The sequence below is a fragment of the Pseudomonas parafulva genome, assembly GCF_002021815.1.
In the GTDB taxonomy this organism is placed as follows: Bacteria; Pseudomonadota; Gammaproteobacteria; order Pseudomonadales; family Pseudomonadaceae; genus Aquipseudomonas; species Aquipseudomonas parafulva_B.
In genome coordinates this window covers 1,461,546-1,479,828 of record NZ_CP019952.1, presented here as the reverse complement: position 1 = coordinate 1,479,828, position 18,283 = coordinate 1,461,546, and the positions used below count along the sequence as shown (strand labels likewise).

General features: G+C 60.9%; 13 protein-coding genes and 7 tRNA genes. 4 read left to right on the top strand and 16 right to left on the bottom strand.

Features of this window, described 5'->3' with window-relative positions; translation table 11 throughout:
- Nucleotides 1–35: 35 nt before the first annotated feature.
- The 5 genes from asd to leuC all read right to left on the bottom strand — a co-directional run bounded on the left by asd (nt 36) and on the right by leuC (nt 5,326).
- Nucleotides 36–1,148, bottom strand: coding sequence for an aspartate-semialdehyde dehydrogenase (gene asd / locus B2J77_RS06615; RefSeq protein WP_058637677.1), 1,113 nt, complete (start codon nt 1,146–1,148; stop codon nt 36–38).
- 62 nt (nt 1,149–1,210) lie between these two features.
- Entirely contained in the window at nt 1,211–2,293 is a 1,083-nt protein-coding gene (gene leuB, locus B2J77_RS06610; protein WP_023535973.1) for a 3-isopropylmalate dehydrogenase, read from the bottom strand.
- 54 nt (nt 2,294–2,347) lie between these two features.
- Complete coding sequence (locus B2J77_RS06605) at nt 2,348–3,112, bottom strand: class I SAM-dependent methyltransferase (protein ID WP_058637678.1); 765 nt, start codon at nt 3,110–3,112, stop codon at nt 2,348–2,350.
- 139 nt (nt 3,113–3,251) lie between these two features.
- Complete coding sequence (gene leuD / locus B2J77_RS06600; RefSeq protein WP_058605545.1) at nt 3,252–3,896, bottom strand: 3-isopropylmalate dehydratase small subunit; 645 nt, start codon at nt 3,894–3,896, stop codon at nt 3,252–3,254.
- Nucleotides 3,893–5,326, bottom strand: a complete 1,434-nt coding sequence (leuC, locus tag B2J77_RS06595) for a 3-isopropylmalate dehydratase large subunit (protein ID WP_058637679.1) — start codon at nt 5,324–5,326, stop codon at nt 3,893–3,895. Before leuC ends, leuD begins: the two co-directional genes overlap by 4 nt.
- 130 nt (nt 5,327–5,456) lie before the next feature.
- Here leuC and B2J77_RS06590 point away from each other — a divergent pair, with 130 nt between their 5' ends.
- Both B2J77_RS06590 and B2J77_RS06585 read left to right on the top strand, forming a co-directional pair.
- Nucleotides 5,457–6,335 carry a LysR family transcriptional regulator gene (locus B2J77_RS06590; RefSeq protein WP_078478226.1) on the top strand — a complete coding sequence of 293 codons (879 nt, stop codon included), beginning with the start codon at nt 5,457–5,459 and terminating at the stop codon, nt 6,333–6,335.
- Nucleotides 6,336–6,391: 56 nt separating this feature from the next.
- Nucleotides 6,392–9,676 (top strand): bifunctional diguanylate cyclase/phosphodiesterase, encoded by a 3,285-nt coding sequence (locus tag B2J77_RS06585; RefSeq protein ID WP_078478225.1) that lies wholly within the window; start codon nt 6,392–6,394, stop codon nt 9,674–9,676.
- A 66-nt stretch (nt 9,677–9,742) separates the two neighbouring features.
- On the opposite strand, the gene B2J77_RS06580 is transcribed toward B2J77_RS06585, so the two are convergent.
- From B2J77_RS06580 to uvrB, 11 genes are all read right to left on the bottom strand, one after another.
- Entirely contained in the window at nt 9,743–10,186 is a 444-nt protein-coding gene (locus B2J77_RS06580; protein WP_027916483.1) for an Hsp20 family protein, read from the bottom strand.
- 132 nt (nt 10,187–10,318) lie between these two features.
- Nucleotides 10,319–11,290, bottom strand: a complete 972-nt coding sequence (locus B2J77_RS06575) for a tRNA dihydrouridine synthase (RefSeq protein ID WP_058637682.1) — start codon at nt 11,288–11,290, stop codon at nt 10,319–10,321.
- 50 nt (nt 11,291–11,340) lie between these two features.
- The gene (locus B2J77_RS06570; RefSeq protein ID WP_078478224.1) at nt 11,341–11,775 is read right to left on the bottom strand and encodes an acyl-CoA thioesterase; all 435 of its coding nucleotides are present in this window, start codon (nt 11,773–11,775) and stop codon (nt 11,341–11,343) included.
- A 159-nt stretch (nt 11,776–11,934) separates the two neighbouring features.
- Nucleotides 11,935–12,010: transfer RNA gene (locus B2J77_RS06565), tRNA-Glu, on the bottom strand.
- 42 nt (nt 12,011–12,052) lie between these two features.
- Nucleotides 12,053–12,128 (bottom strand) — tRNA-Ala (locus tag B2J77_RS06560).
- A 51-nt stretch (nt 12,129–12,179) separates the two neighbouring features.
- Nucleotides 12,180–12,255 (bottom strand) — tRNA-Glu (locus B2J77_RS06555).
- 42 nt (nt 12,256–12,297) lie between these two features.
- Nucleotides 12,298–12,373: transfer RNA gene (locus B2J77_RS06550), tRNA-Ala, on the bottom strand.
- Between the two features lie 51 nt (nt 12,374–12,424).
- Nucleotides 12,425–12,500, bottom strand: a tRNA-Glu gene (locus B2J77_RS06545).
- Nucleotides 12,501–12,573: 73 nt separating this feature from the next.
- Nucleotides 12,574–12,649: transfer RNA gene (locus B2J77_RS06540), tRNA-Ala, on the bottom strand.
- A gap of 272 nt (nt 12,650–12,921) precedes the next feature.
- On the bottom strand, nt 12,922–14,403 hold the full coding sequence (gene gltX, locus B2J77_RS06535; protein WP_058637684.1) for a glutamate--tRNA ligase: 1,482 nt from the start codon (nt 14,401–14,403) through the stop codon (nt 12,922–12,924).
- Nucleotides 14,404–14,578: 175 nt separating this feature from the next.
- Nucleotides 14,579–16,594, bottom strand: coding sequence for an excinuclease ABC subunit UvrB (gene uvrB / locus B2J77_RS06530; protein ID WP_078478223.1), 2,016 nt, complete (start codon nt 16,592–16,594; stop codon nt 14,579–14,581).
- A gap of 282 nt (nt 16,595–16,876) precedes the next feature.
- On the opposite strand from uvrB, the gene B2J77_RS06525 reads away from it, so the two are divergent.
- Nucleotides 16,877–18,073, top strand: coding sequence for an amino acid aminotransferase (locus tag B2J77_RS06525; protein ID WP_078478222.1), 1,197 nt, complete (start codon nt 16,877–16,879; stop codon nt 18,071–18,073).
- A 61-nt stretch (nt 18,074–18,134) separates the two neighbouring features.
- Nucleotides 18,135–18,210: transfer RNA gene (locus tag B2J77_RS06520), tRNA-Asn, on the top strand.
- Nucleotides 18,211–18,283: the final 73 nt, after the last annotated feature.

Here is an 18,283-nt window from a genome sequence, read left to right as displayed (position 1 = left end):
TGGAAGTAGCGCGGGTTCGGGTACAGATGGCTGTATCAACGTTCCAGCAGGATCCGCAACATGCGACGCAGCGGCTCGGCAGCGCCCCACAGCAGTTGGTCACCCACCGTGAACGCCCCCAGGTACTGGGAACCCATGTTCAGCTTGCGCAAACGTCCAACCGGGATATTCAGCGTGCCGGTCACCTTGGTAGGGGTCAGTTCCTGCATGCTGATTTCACGCTGGTTGGGCACCAGCTTCACCCAAGGATTGTGCTGGCTGATCATGCCTTCGATGTCGGCGATCGGCACATCCTTGTTCAGCTTGATGGTCAGCGCCTGGCTGTGGCAACGCATGGCACCGATGCGCACGCAGATGCCATCGACCGGAATCGGGTTCTTGAAGCGACCCAGAATCTTGTTGGTTTCGGCCTGCGCCTTCCATTCTTCGCGGCTTTGGCCGTTGGGCAATTCCTTGTCGATCCAGGGGATCAGGCTGCCGGCCAGGGGGACGCCGAAGTTTTCAGCCGGATAGGCCTCGCTGCGCATGGCCTCGGCCACTTTGCGGTCGATGTCGAGGATGGCACTGGCCGGGTTGGCCAGGTCATCGGCGACCGCCGCATGGGTGGCGCCCATCTGCTTGATCAGCTCGCGCATGTTCTGCGCCCCTGCACCGGACGCTGCCTGGTAGGTCATGGCACTCATCCAGTCCACCAGACCGGCTTCGAACAATCCGCCAAGGCCCATCAGCATCAGGCTGACCGTGCAATTGCCGCCGATGAAGTTGCGGGTACCGGCGTCGAGCTGGTGATCGATGACCTTGCGGTTGACCGGGTCGAGCACGATGACTGCATCATCCTGCATGCGCAAAGACGAGGCCGCATCGATCCAGTAGCCCTGCCAGCCTGCTTCGCGCAGCTTGGGGAACACTTCATTGGTGTAGTCGCCGCCCTGGCAAGTCAGGATCACGTCGAGGGTCTTGAGCTCTTCGATGGAATACGCGTCCTTGAGCGGCGCGGTATCCTTGCCCACGTTCGGGCCTTGGCCACCAATATTGGAGGTGGTGAAGAACACGGGCTCGATAAGGTCGAAATCCTGCTCCTCCAGCATTCGCTGCATGAGCACGGAACCAACCATGCCGCGCCAACCGATCAGACCTACACGTTTCATCGCAACTACACCTTTGCTAAAAGTGGGCCGCCATCGGGATTGGGGATGGCGGGCCAGAGAGATTACAGATTCCGCAGCGCTGCGACTACTGCGTCGCCCATTTCCTGCGTACCTACTTTGCGGCAGCCTTCGGAGAAGATGTCGCCAGTGCGCAAGCCCTGGTCAAGCACCAGGCTGACCGCCTGCTCGATGGCCTCGGCGGCAGCCGACTGGTCGAAGCTGTAGCGCAGCATCATCGACACGGACAGGATGGTGGCCAACGGGTTGGCGATCCCTGCACCGGCAATGTCTGGCGCCGAGCCGTGGCAAGGCTCGTACATGCCCTTGTTGTTGGCATCGAGCGACGCCGAAGGCAGCATGCCGATGGAACCGGTCAGCATGGAAGCTTCATCCGACAGAATGTCGCCGAACATGTTGTCGGTCACCATGACGTCGAACTGCTTCGGCGCGCGCACCAGCTGCATCGCCGCGTTGTCGACATACATATGGCTCAGTTCCACATCCGGGTAATCCTGTGCCACGCTCTCGACCACTTCACGCCACAGCTGGCTGGAAGCCAGAACGTTGGCCTTGTCCACCGAGCACAGCTTCTTGCCACGCACCCGCGCCATGTCGAAACCCACGCGGGCGATGCGCCGCACTTCGCTTTCGCTGTAGGGCAAGGTGTCGTAGGCCTGGCGCTCGCCACCTTCAAGTTCGCGCTGACCACGTGGGGCACCGAAGTAGATGCCGCCGGTCAGCTCGCGCACGATGAGGATGTCCAGGCCAGAGACGATTTCCGGCTTGAGCGAGGACGCATCGGCCAGCTGCGGGTAGAGAATGGCCGGGCGCAAGTTGGCAAACAGCCCCAGCTGCGAGCGGATCTTCAGCAGGCCGCGTTCAGGGCGAATGTCACGCTCGATCTTGTCCCACTTGGGACCGCCCACGGCGCCGAGCAGCACGGCATCGGCCTGGCGTGCACGCTCCAGGGTTTCATCGGCCAGCGGCACCCCGTGCTTGTCGATGGCTGCGCCACCGATCACGTCATGGGTCAGGCTCAGGTCGAGCTGGAACTTGTCATTGGCCAGCTCCAGCACCTTGACGGCTTCGGCCATGATTTCAGGACCAATGCCATCACCCGGAAGAATCAAAATCTGCTTGCTCATGCTTTCCTCTATGCATTCACGCAGCGCGGCGAATGGGGCCGCGCCGAAAAAGGCTTAACGTTCTGCCCACAGCACCAGCACATCCGTGCTGAACGAGCCATCGGCCTCGATCTGGTAATACTGCCGTACTTCTTCGCCCATGGCTTGCTGCAGTTCGCGGATGGCCAGGCGCATCAGCTCAGGGGTGCGCATGCGCTCGACCCAACTGCCGAACTCCAGGCGCAGTGACTGCCGGGCATGACTGCGAACACGCAGGCCGGCCTCGCTGACCTGGCGCTGCCACTGGGCAGCAGAGTAATTGCGAACGTGACTGGTGTCGCGCAACACCTCTACTGCTTGCAGATACGTGTCCAGCAACGGGCTACCCGGCGACATGACGTCAATGAATGCAGCCACACCGCCTGGCTTGAGCACGCGGCGCACTTCGCGCAGCGCCAGGCCCAGGTCGCTCCAGTGATGGGCTGAGTAGCGGCTGAACACATAATCGAACGAAGCATCGGCAAACGGCAGGGATTCTGCCGCGCCACGCTCGGTCATGATATTGGTCAGCGCACGATCGGCGGCAGCGTTGGCGACGACGTCCAGCATGGACTGGGAAAGGTCGTACGCGACCACCTGCGCCACCAACGGCGCAATCTGGAAGCTGACGTGACCTGCCCCGCAGCCCAGGTCCAGCACGCGTGCGTCGACCTGCCCCTGCAACTGGGCCTGCAACAGCGCGAACTCGCTGCCTTGAGCATGCACGGCGCTGCTAAGGTAGGCCCCAGCCTGATCGCCGAACTGGCGCTGAACCACATCGGTATGCTGCGTGCGCGTCATTGGAATGTCCTGGTGGTGGAGTAGTCGCCGATATGGGCTCGGCCATTGCGCCAGTGGCACTGGCTTGAGCCACGGTGCGTGGGTGACGCCGCTTGCACCGACCTGCTGGCAAGCAGGCCGGCGAGCGCGCAGGCTTTAGTCAGGCGTCGCGAAACAGCCAGGGTTGCGCAGCACGGTGCTTGTCCTCGAACGCCTTGATCGCATCGCTGTCCTGCAGGGTCAGGCCAATGTCGTCCAGGCCATTGAGCAGGCAATGCTTGCGGAATGCGTCGATCTCGAAGTGCAGCACCTTGCCATCTGGGCGTGTGACCGCCTGGGCCTGCAGGTCGATGGTCAGCTGGTAACCTGGCGCAGCTTCCACCTGCTTGAACAGCTCATCGACGTCTTCATCGCTGAGGATGATCGGCAACAAGCCATTCTTGAAGCTGTTGTTGAAAAAGATGTCGGCAAAGCTGGGCGCGATGATGCTCCGAAAGCCGTACTCGTCAAGTGCCCAAGGGGCATGCTCACGGCTGGACCCGCAACCGAAGTTCTCCCGCGCCAACAACACGCTGGCGCCTTGGTAGCGCTGGTGATTGAGCACGAATTCCTCGTTTACCGGGCGCTTGCTGTTGTCCTGATAGGGTTGACCTACGTCCAGGTAGCGCCATTCGTCGAACAGGTTGGGGCCAAAGCCTGTGCGCTTGATCGACTTCAAGAACTGCTTGGGGATGATCTGGTCGGTATCGACGTTGGCACGGTCCAACGGCGCAACCAGGCCAATGTGCTGAGTGAAAGCTTTCATGCTGCGCTCCCTTGGATCAACTCGCGGACATCGATGAAGTGGCCGGTGACGGCGGCTGCGGCGGCCATGGCCGGGCTCACCAGGTGCGTGCGGCCACCTGCGCCCTGACGCCCTTCGAAGTTACGGTTGGAGGTGGATGCGCAGTGCTCGCCGCTTTCCAGCCGATCGGGGTTCATGGCCAGGCACATCGAGCAACCTGGCTCGCGCCATTCGAAGCCGGCTTCGACGAATATCTTGTCCAGGCCTTCGCGCTCGGCCTGAGCCTTCACCAGGCCCGAGCCGGGGACGACGATGGCTTGCTTGACGCTGCTCGCCACCTTGCGGCCCTTGGCGATCTCCGCTGCCGCGCGCAGGTCTTCGATGCGCGAATTGGTGCACGAGCCTATGAACACGCGATCCAGGTGGATATCAGTGATCGCCTGGTTGGCCTGCAAGCCCATGTACTTCAGGGCGCGCTCAATGGAGCCACGCTTGACCAGGTCCGCTTCGGCAGCCGGATCCGGCACACGCTGGTCGACGGCAAGCACCATTTCTGGCGAGGTACCCCAGCTGACCTGCGGCTTGATCTGCGTGGCATCGAGTTCGACCACGGTATCGAAAACCGCATCCTCATCGGAGACCAGGTCTTTCCAGGCCTGGACAGCACGGGTCCACTGCTCGCCCTTGGGCGAGTACGGGCGGCCTTCGACATAAGCGATGGTGGTGGCGTCAGTGGCCACCAACCCGACACGGGCACCGGCTTCGATGGACATGTTGCAGATGGTCATGCGGCCTTCCATCGACAACGCGCGAATGGCACTGCCGGCGAACTCCATCGCGTGACCGTTGCCACCGGCAGTGCCGATCTTGCCGATTACCGCCAGGACGATGTCCTTGGCCGTGACACCCGGCGACAGTTGCCCCTCGACCCGCACCAGCATGTTCTTCATCTTCTTGGCCACCAGGCACTGGGTAGCCAGCACGTGCTCGACCTCGGAGGTGCCGATGCCGTGGGCCAGCGCACCGAAGGCGCCGTGGGTTGAGGTATGCGAGTCGCCGCAGACCACGGTCATGCCTGGCAAGGTAGCGCCCTGTTCGGGGCTGATGACATGAACGATGCCCTGGCGCTCGTCGTTCATCTTGAATTCGACGATGCCGTATTCGTCGCAGTTCTCGTCGAGGGTCTGCACCTGCAGGCGCGACACCTGGTCGACGATGGCCTCGATCCCGCCCTTGCGCTCGGGGGTGGTCGGCACGTTATGGTCGGGCGTGGCGATGTTGGCATCGATACGCCATGGCTTGCGCTTGGCCAGGCGCAGCCCTTCGAAAGCCTGCGGGGAGGTCACTTCATGGATGATGTGACGGTCGATGTAGATCAAGGACGAGCCGTCGTCACGGCGCTTGACCTCGTGGGCTTCCCAGAGTTTGTCGTAGAGCGTTTTGCCAGCCATCGGACTGTTCCTCATCAGCGTCTTTCTATGCCAAAGACCACTTGGCTTGTATGGGCGATGCTAGGGGGTTAGATTGAATAACTCAAATTCATATTTTTTATCCTTTGGATAACCAAAAGGAATTCAGTAAATGGACTTGGCCAATCTCAGCGCATTTATCGCCATTGCGGAAACTGGCAGCTTTTCCAGTGCGGCAGAACGCCTGTACCTGACCCAGCCCGCTGTCAGCAAGCGCATTGCTGGCCTGGAGCAGCAGTTGAGCACACGGTTATTCGACCGCCTGGGCCGCGAGATAACCTTGACCGAAGCCGGGCGGGCACTGTTGCCCAGGGCCTACCAGATTCTCAACGTACTGGAGGATACCCGACGGGCGCTGACCAATCTGTCAGGGGAAGTGGGGGGGCGCCTGACCCTGGCAACAAGCCATCACATCGGCCTGCACCGCCTCCCCCCACTGCTGCGGGCTTTCACCCGCCAATACCCGGCAGTGGCGCTGGATATTCAGTTCTTGGATTCGGAACAGGCCTACGATGAGATTCTGCATGGTCGAGCCGAACTCGCCGTCATCACCCTGGCACCTGAACCTCATCCCCTGATCAACGCTGTACCGGTATGGCAGGACGCGCTGGATTTCGTAGCCGCCCCGGAGCACCCATTGGCCAACAACGACGCCGTTACCCTTGCTGATGTGGCGTGCCACCCCGCCGTGTTTCCAGGGGGCAATACGTTCACCCACCACATTGTCCAGCGTCTGTTCGAAAGCCAAGGCCTGACACCGAACATCGCCATGAGCACCAACTACCTGGAAACCATCAAGATGATGGTATCGATCGGCCTAGCGTGGAGCGTGCTGCCGCGCACGATGCTTGACGAACAGGTGGCGCCCATCGCCTTGCCCGGCATTGGGTTGTCCCGCCAGCTAGGCTACATTCTGCACACCGAGCGCACCCTGTCCAACGCTGCCAAGGCGTTCATGGCCCTGCTCGTTGGCCATGCGGCAAGCGCCTGAATAGCCGTCAGCCCGGCCCCTTCAAGGATGTGTCCCATGCCAAAGGTCTGGTAATCATGCCCAAATCAGCAAATCGCTTGATGCGCCTGCCGCGAATCCATGCGGCAGAGCCCGAGGCGGCGGAGCAGGCTTGGCAGAGTGCGCCGCAGCTGTTGGCTGCCCTGAACGGTGCACGCCTGGGTGCGTGGCTTTGGGATATCGAAAGCGGCCGGGTCAGTTGGTCCCGGGGCACCCAGGCCCTGTTCGGTTTCGACCCGCTGCGCGCCCTGCCCGGAGACATCGACTACCTGGACCTGCTGGCCGAGGAGGACCGCGCGCGAACACGCAAGGCGTTTCAGGCGGTGTTCGATGGCGAACCGGTAGGGCGAGCCATGCGCCACCGCATTCGCTGGCCAGACGGCAGCCTGCATTGGCTGGAGATCAATGGCAGCCTGACTTGCGACCCGCACGGCAGACCGCAGATGATTGGGGTAGTACGCGAGATCACGCGCCAGCGCGAGCGGGAAACCGCGCTAATGAATTCCGAAAAGCGCCTCGCTACCCTCTTCCACCTGAGCCCGAATGCCATTTTGTTGACCCGTCGTGATGACGGCATGATCTTCGAAGTCAATCAGCACTTCGAAGATACGTTCGCCTGGCCCGCCAGCCAAGTCATCGGCCGCACCAGCGTGGCATTGGGGTTGTGGGCCGACGCCGCGCAACGCCAGCACATGCTCGATTCTTCCCGCCTGAGCGGCGGCCCGTTGACCATGGAGGTGCAATTCCGCGGCAGCGACGGCAAGGTCCATGATGGCATCCTTTGCACCCAGGGCATCGAGCTCGAAGGCACCACCTATCAGCTCAGTACCTTCGTCGACACCACCGAGCGCAAGCGCGCGGACCTTGCCCTCAAGGACAGCCAGGAGCGTCTGGACCTGGCGCTGGACTCGGCGCAGCTGGGCACGTGGGACTGGCACATTCCCAGCGGCATGCTCTACGGTTCGGCCCGGGCTGCACAACTACACGGGTTGCCGCCAGTAGCCTTTCACGAATCCTTCGATGCGTTTTTCGAAGGCGTTCCGGAACAGGAGCGCCTCTCCATGCGCAAGGCCTACAGCAGCCTGCGCGAAGGGCCGGCCGGCAATTATCAGTTCACGTACCGGGTACAGTTGGAGAACGGCGTCTCGCGGTATATCGAAAGCCGTGCGCGCTTGTATCGCGACGAGCACAGCAACCCTCTGCGCATGGCGGGCACCCTGCTCGACATCACCGACCAGGTTGAACGCGAGCTTCGCCTCAGTGCCTCGGAAGAAAAGTTTGCCAGCCTGTTTCAAGTCAGCCCCGACCCGATCTGCGTGACGCGTCAGGACACGGGACAGTTCATCGAGATCAACCCCGCCTTTACCCACACCTTCGGCTGGACGACCGAGCAGTTGATCGGCCGCACGGCCCAGGAGATAGGCCTGTGGGCCGAATCTGCCCTGCGAGCCCACCGCATCGAGCGGGTCATCCGCGAGCAGGCCTTGACCAACGTGGCGTTGGTCGTCCACCACCGCAGTGGCGAAGCCTTGACCTGCCTGATCTCCAGCCGCCTCATCACGGTGGACAACCAACCCTGCAGCGTCACCACGCTGCGCGATATCACTCAACAGCAGCGGGCAGAGGCAGCGCTCAAATCCAGCGAAGAGAAATTCGCCAAGGCGTTTCACTCAAGCCCGGACGCCATCACCATCACCGAATGCCTAACCGGGCGCTACCTGGAAATCAACGACGGTTTCTGCCGGCTGACTGGATACTCGGTGGGCGACGTCGTCGGGCGCACCGTATTCGACATCGGAATCTGGACCGATGCGCAACAGCGAACCGCCTTGCTGGCTGAACTGCGCGAGCATGGCCGGGTACATCATCGGGAAATGCTGGGGCGCAACAAGCGCGGCGATCTCCTGACGGTAGAGGTGTCCGTAGAGCAGATCATGCTCAACGATGTAGAGTGCCTGCTGATGACCGCCCGGGACGTCAGCCAACTGAAACAAGCCCAGGCACAGATCCGTCACCTTGCCTACCATGACCCGCTGACCAATCTTCCAAACCGTGCCCTGCTGATGGAGCGGCTGGGTCAGCAGATCGCCCTGCTCAAGCGGCGCGACTTGCGTGGTGCCCTGCTTTTCCTCGACCTGGATCATTTCAAGCACATCAACGACTCGCTGGGCCACCCGGTCGGTGATGCCGTGCTCAAGATCATCACGGCCAGGCTTGAGGCCAGCGTACGTGTGGAGGACACCGTGGCACGGCTGGGTGGTGACGAGTTCGTGGTACTGCTCAGCGGCCTGGAAGGCAATCGTGATGAGGTCGAGCATACGGTTCGCCAGCTGGCTGACACCGTACGCGCCCTGTTGGCCCAGCCCATGTCACTCGACGGCCAGCGCCTGCAGGTGACCCCCAGCATTGGCGTGGCTTTGATCCCGGACCACGGCACAACCCCAGCCGATCTGCTCAAACGCGCCGACATCGCGCTTTACCGCGCCAAGGACTCCGGGCGCAATACGACTCAACTGTTTCACGCCACCATGCAGAAGGCGGCCAGCGAACGCCTGCGCATGGAGAGTGATCTACGCCTGGCGCTGGCCCGTGGCGAAATGGCCCTGCATTACCAACCACAGGTCGACGCGCGCGACAAACGGATCGTCGGCGCCGAGGTGCTGCTACGCTGGCACCACCCTCAACTCGGCCAGCAGTCGCCGGGCCAGTTCATCCAGGTCCTGGAGGAAAGCGGGTTGATTCTGGAGGTGGGCAACTGGGTACTCGATGAGGCGTGCGTTGCCTGCGCCCACCTGCTGGCCGACGGCTTGATCGATGTCGACGATTTCAGCCTGTGCGTCAACATCAGCCCGCGGCAATTTCGCCAGAAAGATTTTGTTGGCCGCGTCTTGCGCTGCCTCGACGACAGTCAACTGCCCAGGAAACTGCTCAAGCTCGAGATCACCGAAGGTATCGTCATCCAGAACCTGGAAGACACCATCGCCAAGATGCGAGAGTTGCAAAGCCACGGGGTAACGTTTGCCATGGACGACTTCGGCACAGGGTATTCCTCGCTGACCTACCTCAAACGCCTTCCAGTCGATGCCCTGAAGATCGACCAGACGTTCGTCCGTGACGTGACGATAGACCCCAACGATGCTGAAATCGTCCGCGCCATCGTGGCCATGGCGCTTAGCCTTGGGCTTGCGGTAATCGCCGAGGGTGTAGAGCTGGCCGAACAGCTGGCGTTTCTGGAAAAACTGGGGTGTCACCTGTACCAGGGCTACCTGCACAGCCGGCCTTTGCCGCTGCAGGCGTTTCGGCAACTGTTGCAAGCGCCCTGAAGTGGCGGCGCGCCAGCACAACGCAAGAAGGGCACCCTAGGGTGCCCTTCCTGTTGATGCGCTGGATCAATTCAGCGCGGGTTGCTCGCCGTTGATCGGGATGCGTTTGGCCTTGGCTTCTTCAGGCACGATACGCAGCAGATCGATGCTGAGCAGACCGTTGGCCAAGCCAGCAGCCTTGACCTCGATGTGGTCAGCCAGGCGGAAGGAGAGCTTGAAGGCGCGCTGGGCAATGCCCTGGTGCAGGTATGTCACTTCTGCCGAGCCATTGTCACGCTTGCCACCGGTAACGGTGAGCACGCCTTTTTCGACCTGAAGGTCGAGATCCTCTTCCTGGAAACCAGCCGCGGCAACCACAATGCGGTACTGGTCATCACCGTGCTTTTCCACGTTGTAGGGCGGGTAGCTGCTACCGGCCTCATTGCGGGCCGCGGATTCGAACAGGTCATTGAAGCGGTCGAAACCAACGGAGTGGCGGAACAGTGGTGCAAGAGAGAAAGCGGTAGTCATGGTCATAACTCCTGAGATATCAGCAAGTAAGTCATTACGCGACCCGAATTCGGCATCGCGTACTCAAGAGATATGGCCCATCAATGTGCTTTCAAGGGCAGTGCCAAAAAAAATTTCGGCGGTGCCAGGCGGTCACGCTACCTGTGCTTCATCTGCCGTCGGCGTCAGGCCAAGCAAGCGCCCGATGCGCGTGCAGTCCTCTTCGCGGCGCAACTCGGCAAACAGAAGTACGGCCTCGGGGTAGCTGCGCGTTAGCATGGCGACCCACTGCTTCATGCGTCCAGGGGCGTAACGGGGTGACAGTTTGGCCTGGGCCTGCCGCCAGAATGCCTGAAGTAGCGGCAGCAGTTGATCCCAACCCATGGCCTGGTAGGGCGTCCCGGCATTGGCGGCGGCGATCTGCATACCCAGGTCCGGGCGAGACACCAGGCCACGCCCCAGCATAATGTGCTCGGCGCCGCTGACTTCCCGGCAACGACGCCAGTCCTCGACTGTCCAGATCTCGCCATTGGCAAACACCGGCACCTTGACCACGTCCTGAACGCGCGCCACCCATTCCCAGTGCGCGGGTGGCTTGTAGCCTTCAACCTTGGTCCGCGCATGCACCACCAAATGGGCCGCCCCGCCCTCGGCCAGGGCCACGCCACAGTCCAGCGCCCCGTCCGGGCTGTCAAAACCCAGGCGCATCTTGGCGGTGACGGGGATCGAGGCAGGCACCGCGCGCCGGACCTCGCGGACAATGGCGTGAAGCAGCTCAGGCTCCTTGAGCAGCACCGCCCCGCCCCGGGACTTGTTCACCGTCTTGGCAGGGCAGCCAAAGTTGAGGTCGATTACCGGGGCGCCCAGCTCGCAGGCCAATGCAGCGTTATCGGCAAGGCACGCCGGGTCAGACCCCAGCAGTTGCACACGCATGGGCACCCCTGCCGCCGTATGCGCGCCGTTGCTCAGCTCGGGGGCCAGTTTATGGAACGAAGAAGCTGGCAGCAGACGATCACAGACGCGGATGAATTCGCTGACGCACCAATCGACGCCGCCTACGCGGGTCAGCACGTCTCGCAGAATGTTGTCGACCAGCCCCTCCATCGGGGCCAGGGCAATTTGCATGGAATGTTCTCGGCGCAAAAGGCGGCAGTCTAGCAAAATTTGCGCGTACTTCAGGCCAGGATCAGCGCTGGCGCGTAACCTTCCAGAAATTCGGCAGGCATGCGCTTGGGTTTGCCGGTAGAGAGCTCGATACAGGCAAAGGTGGTCCGGGCGCGAAGCAATACCACCCCATCGTGCGCACGGCGCAGCTGAAAGCGTCGGGTCATGCGCAGACGCTGGTCCCAGTCGACGATCCAGGTGGCTAATTCCAATTCGTCACCTTCGTAAGCGGCGGCGAGGTAATCGATTTCGTGACGGACCACCGCCATGGCGCGATCAAGCCGGCGATACGCCGCCAGGTCCAATCCCAGGCGTTGGGAATGCCGCCAGGCGCACCGCTCCAGCCAGGTGACGTAGACGGCATTGTTGGCATGCCCCAGGCCATCGATGTCTTCACTGCCGACATGCACGTCGATGATGAAAGGTGTGGGCAGGTCCCAGCTCATGTTGATGTCCCAAGGGCAAAAGGGGGATTTAGCAGTGAGCGAACGAAAAATGTCTACCCCAGAACGGAGGGCGGCGTTGGGATTTTTTCGGTAGAAAAAACAAAAGGCCCATTCAATATGCGAATGAGCCTTTAAAGTCCCGCAAAACGCGGGTAAACGTGGCGTCCCCTAGGGGACTCGAACCCCTGTTACCGCCGTGAAAGGGCGGTGTCCTAGGCCACTAGACGAAGGGGACGTAACCTTCGCAAAAGTCTGCAATGCAAACCCTGGCAGTAATTGGTGGAGCTAAGCGGGATCGAACCGCTGACCTCCTGCATGCCATGCAGGCGCTCTCCCAGCTGAGCTATAGCCCCGGATTTTTAGCCTCGCGGCCCAGCACTGTCGAAACACTGCTTGTGTAAAACTGGCGTCCCCTAGGGGACTCGAACCCCTGTTACCGCCGTGAAAGGGCGGTGTCCTAGGCCACTAGACGAAGGGGACATAACCTTCGCAAAAGTCTGCAATGCAAACCCTGGCAGTAATTGGTGGAGCTAAGCGGGATCGAACCGCTGACCTCCTGCATGCCATGCAGGCGCTCTCCCAGCTGAGCTATAGCCCCAGATTTTTAGCCTCGCGGCCCAGCACTGTCGAAACACTGCTTGTATAAAACTGGCGTCCCCTAGGGGACTCGAACCCCTGTTACCGCCGTGAAAGGGCGGTGTCCTAGGCCACTAGACGAAGGGGACGAACCTTCTTACCTTCAAGAACGTGCTGCTGGTGCCCGTTCTACGTGCCAGCCATTGGCTGACAACAGGAATTTGGTGGAGCTAAGCGGGATCGAACCGCTGACCTCCTGCATGCCATGCAGGCGCTCTCCCAGCTGAGCTATAGCCCCACAGAGTCACGCTGAACCGACACGCTGGCTGGGTGCCTAGCATTTCGTTTATGTTCATCGCTGTGGACGGGGCGCATATTAAGTTCCAGGTGCAGGCCTGTCAAACTAAATCTTCAAAAAAACCAAAATTTTTTTCACAGATAACAATCACTTACCGCCCTGCCCCGCAATGTCGGCCGATCAGCAGGGTCAGAACAGTCTTCAGCCTTGGATCATTGCGCGCGAGACCGGCAGACCGTCATGGAAACGACAGCCTGCCCGCCTGCCTCATCTCAAGCGATGGTAGCCAGCTGCTTTTCCCATTCCTTGTTTTCTTTCTTGGAAACACCGCCCAGCAAATCCAATGCCTGACGCAGACGATAGCGGGTCAAGTCAGGGCCGAGGATTTCCATGGCATCGAGCACCGACACCGAGCTTGCCTGCCCAGTAATGGCGGCGAACATCAAGGGCATGGCGTCACGCAGCTTCAGTTCCAATGCATCGACCACGCACTGGATGCAACCGGTGATGCGCTCTTTCTCCCATTGACGCAGACTCTCTAGCTTCCACAGGATCAATTGCAACACCTGGCGCACCTGATCGGCCGACAACTTCTTGCTTTCGAACAGCTTGGCGTCAAGCTTCAGTGCGCCTTCGAAGAAGAACCCGCCCAGGGGCACCACCTGACTGAACGTTTCAACCCGGCCCTGCACATGCGGCGCGATCTTCATCATGTAGTCGCTGTTGAACGCCCACTTCTGCAGGCGCTGGGCAAAGGCCTCCACCGGGAGCTCACGCAGCCATTGGCCGTTGAGCCAGGAGAGCTTCTCGATGTCGAAGATCGGCCCGCCCAACGAAACGCGAGACAGGTCGAAATGCTCGACCATCTCGGCCAGCGAGAACTTCTCGCGCTCATCGGGCATGGACCAACCCATCCGGCCCAGGTAGTTGAGCATGGCCTCGGGCATGAAGCCCATGCGCTCGTAGAAGGTCACCGACGTCGGGTTCTTGCGCTTGGAAAGCTTGGACTTGTCCGGGTTACGCAGCAGGGGCATGTAGCACAGCTTGGGTTGCTCCCAACCGAAGTACTCGTACAACTTGATCAACTTGGGCGCCGACGGCAGCCACTCTTCACCGCGCAGTACGTGGGTGATGCCCATCAGGTGATCATCGACCACATTGGCGAGGAAGTACGTGGGCAGGCCATCGTTTTTCATCAACACTTGCATGTCCATGCGATCCCACGGGATCTCCACGTCGCCGCGCAGCATGTCCGGCACCACGCACACACCCTCGGTGGGCACTTTCATACGGATCACATGGGGCTCGCCTGCGTCCAGCCGGCGCTGCACTTCATCGGCGCTCAGCAGCAGTGCACGCCCGTCGTAACGAGGCGTCTCGCCGCGGGCCTGCTGTTCGGCGCGCATCTGCTCCAGCTCCTCGGCGGTGCAGAAGCAGTAGAACGCATGACCGGCGTCGACCAGCTGCTTGGCATACTGGGCGTAGATTTCACCGCGCTCGCTCTGCCGATACGGGCCATGCGGGCCACCCACGTCCGGGCCCTCGTTCCACTCGATACCCAGCCAACGCAAAGCATCGAAGATCTGCTGCTCTGACTCGCGCGTGGAGCGCAACTGATCGGTGTCTTCGATGCGCAGGATGAACTCGCCGCCGTGCTGCTTGGCGAAGCAGTAGTTGAACAGGGCGATGTAAGCGGTGCCGACATGGGGGTCGCCGGTAGGCGATGGCGCGATACGCGTGCGTACGGTGGTCATGGGAGTCTCGAACGGAAGATGAAACAAAGCCTCGATGTTAGCAGGTGGCGGGCACCGGGCTCCAGCGATGCCGTTAACCTGGGCCTGCCCTCATGATGCCGCGCCCTCGATATGGCCTACCGTGAGGCGGCTTGCATGGAGGGCGATGTCGCCTGCTCATGCAGGCCACCAGGCATCAACTTGCGATCAGGCGATCTCGCAGCTGGGTGATCTCATCACGCAATTGGGCAGCGGCTTCGAACTCCAGGTCACGGGCATACTGCATCATCTTGTCTTCGAGCTGCTTGATACGCTTGGTGATCTCGCCTGGGGTGCGCAACTCGGCTTCGTAGCGCGCGCTCTCCTCTGCCGCCTTGGCCATCCCCTTGCGTTTTTTGCTGCGAGCGCCCGGGACGGTTGCACCCTCAAGGATATCGGTGATGTCCTTGACCACACTCTTGGGCACGATACCGTGCGCTTGGTTGAAGGCAATCTGTTTTTCTCGACGCCGCTCGGTCTCGTCAATGGCCCGCTGCATCGAACCGGTGATGGCGTCGGCATACAGAATCGCCCGGCCATTGAGGTTGCGCGCAGCACGGCCAATGGTCTGGATCAGTGAACGTTCGGAGCGCAGGAAGCCTTCCTTGTCCGCATCCAGAATGGCAACCAGCGAAACCTCGGGCATGTCCAGGCCTTCGCGCAACAGGTTGATGCCGACCAGTACATCGAACGTGCCCAGCCGCAAGTCGCGGATGATCTCGACACGTTCCACGGTGTCGATGTCTGAGTGCAGGTAACGGACCCTTACGTCATGGTCTGCCAGGTAATCGGTCAAGTCCTCGGACATGCGCTTGGTCAATGTGGTGGCCAGCACACGCTCGCCCAGGGCCACACGCTTGCGGATCTCCGACAACAGGTCGTCTACCTGGGTCAGCGCAGGGCGTATTTCGATCTGCGGGTCGACCAGACCTGTCGGACGCACTACCTGCTCGACGACGCGCCCAGCATGGGCCTCTTCGTAAGGGCCGGGCGTTGCGGATACGAAGATGGTCTGCGGACTGACGCTCTCCCATTCGTCGAAGCGCATGGGGCGGTTGTCCAGCGCCGACGGCAGACGAAACCCGTACTCCACCAGCGTTTCCTTGCGCGAACGGTCCCCTTTGTACATGGCACCCACCTGGGGAACGCTGACGTGCGACTCATCGATGACCAGCAGCGCGTCGGCGGGCAGGTAGTCATACAGCGTAGGTGGCGGTGCACCTGCAGGACGACCGGACAAATAGCGAGAGTAGTTTTCGATGCCGTTGCAGTAACCCAGCTCCATGATCATTTCCAGGTCAAAGCGGGTACGCTGCTCAAGACGCTGGGCCTCCACGAGCTTGTTGGCCTTGTGGAGGTACTCAAGCCGGTCGGCTAATTCTTCCTTGATGCCTTCCACCGCCTGAAGCAGCGTTTCTCGCGGCGTCACGTAGTGGCTCTTGGGGTAGAACGTGAACCTTGGCAACTTGCGCAGGATTTCGCCCGTCAGCGGATCGAATGCGGCGATGTTTTCCACCTCGTCGTCGAACAGCTCGACGCGGATGGCTTCGAGGTCCGATTCGGCCGGGTAGATATCGATGACATCCCCACGCACACGGAAGGTGGCACGGGCGAAGTCCATTTCATTGCGGGTGTACTGCAAGTCGGCCAGCCGGCGTAGCAGCGCGCGCTGGTCGAGCTTGTCGCCCCGGTCGATGTGCAGCACCATCTTGAGGTAGGTTTCAGGGCTGCCCAGTCCGTAGATGCAGGACACGGTGGTGACGATGATTGCGTCACGCCGTTCGAGCAGCGCCTTGGTGGCGGAAAGGCGCATCTGCTCGATATGGTCGTTGATCGAGGCATCCTTCTCGATGAAGGTATCCGATGAGGGCACATAGGCTTCGGGCTGGTAGTAGTCGTAGTAGGAGACGAAGTACTCCACCGCATTGTTGGGGAAGAAGGCCTTGAATTCGCCGTACAACTGTGCCGCCAGCGTCTTGTTCGGTGCCAGGACCAACGTGGGGCGCTGCACCTGCTGGATCACGTTGGCGATACTGAAGGTCTTGCCAGAGCCGGTCACGCCCAGCAAAGTCTGGTGCGCCAACCCCGCCTCGATGCCCTCGACCATTTGCCGAATGGCCTCTGGCTGATCGCCTGCTGGCTGGAACCGGGTGACGAGCTGGAACTCTGACATGTCGAACCTCGCGGCGCTGCACTGTAAATTTAGCCAGTAGTCTATACCCAAATGGGCACGCTGGGGGACGCTTTGAAAGCCCAACGGTGACCCCGTGTTACGGTGGACAGGGCAAAGGCTGCAAGGGTCGAAAATTTTTTGCGCAAATAGTCGTAAAAGCGGCGTCGCAGTGTCGCAGTGACCGTGCCGGATCACTATACTGACTCCCCGTTTGTGCCCCGCTTCAGTGCATTCGGCTGGAGCGGATACTCCCCTTACACTCCTATCCGAGCCAAGGTAACAATGAGCCTGTTTTCCGCTGTCGAGCTGGCACCCCGCGACCCTATCCTGGGCCTCAACGAAGCATTCAATGCCGACCCACGCACCGACAAGGTGAACCTTGGGGTGGGCGTCTACTGCAATGAGGAAGGCCGCATTCCGCTGCTGCGGGCCGTGATCGAAGCCGAGACCCAGCGTGCCGCCCAGCACGCCTCGCGTGGCTACCTGCCGATCGACGGCATCGCGACCTATGACCAAGCGGTGCAGAAACTGTTGTTCGGTGCCCAGTCCCCATTGCTGGCCGATGGCCGGGTGGTTACCGTCCAGGCAGTGGGCGGTACGGGCGCACTGAAGATCGGCGCCGACTTCCTCAAGCGCGTATCCCCCGAGGCCGTGGTCGCCATCAGCGATCCTAGCTGGGAAAACCACCGCGCGCTGTTCGAGTCAGCGGGCTTCCCGGTTCATACCTATCGTTACTATGACGCCCCGACCAACGGCGTGAATCGGGCTGGCATGCTCGAGGACCTCGAAGCGTTGCCCGCTGGCTCCATCGTGGTGCTCCACGCCTGCTGCCACAACCCGACCGGGGTGGACCTGGACCTGGACGATTGGAAAAATGTCCTGCAGGTGGTCAAGGCCAAAGGTCATGTGCCCTTCTTGGACATGGCCTACCAGGGCTTTGGAGACGGCATCGCCGAGGACGCCTTTGCCGTACGCCTGTTTGCCGAGTCGGGCCTTGAGTTCTTCGTCTCCAGCTCGTTCTCCAAATCGTTCTCCTTGTACGGTGAGCGCGTGGGCGCACTGTCGATCGTGACGGCGTCCAAAGACGAAAGCACCCGCGTCCTGTCCCAGGTCAAGCGGGTCATCCGTACCACCTACTCCAACCCGCCTACCCATGGCGCCACCATCGTGGCGACGGTGCTCAACAGCGCCGAGCTGCGGCAGATGTGGGAAACCGAGCTGGCAGAAATGCGCGAGCGCATTCATGATATGCGCAAGCAGATGGTCGAGTTGCTGGCCCGTTATGGTGCCAAGCGCGACTTCAGCTTCGTGGGTCGCCAGGTCGGCATGTTCTCCTACTCAGGCCTGACCGTGGAGCAAGTGGGCCGGCTGAAGAACGAGTTCGGCATCTACGCACTGGACACTGGCCGCATAGCCGTGGCTGCGCTGAACCAGAGCAATATCCATGTGGTGACCAAAGCCATCGTTGAAGTGCTGTAACTGATTGATTTCGCAGGGGTGACTTGACTTACCCCTGCTGTTGAGTAAGATACGTGCACATTCCGCGATAGCTCAGTCGGTAGAGCAAATGACTGTTAATCATTGGGTCCCTGGTTCGAGTCCAGGTCGCGGAGCCAGATAATCAAGATCCTTCACAGGGTTTTGAGAAGAATCCAGAAACGCCGCTTTGAGGGATGCTGTCGAAACAGA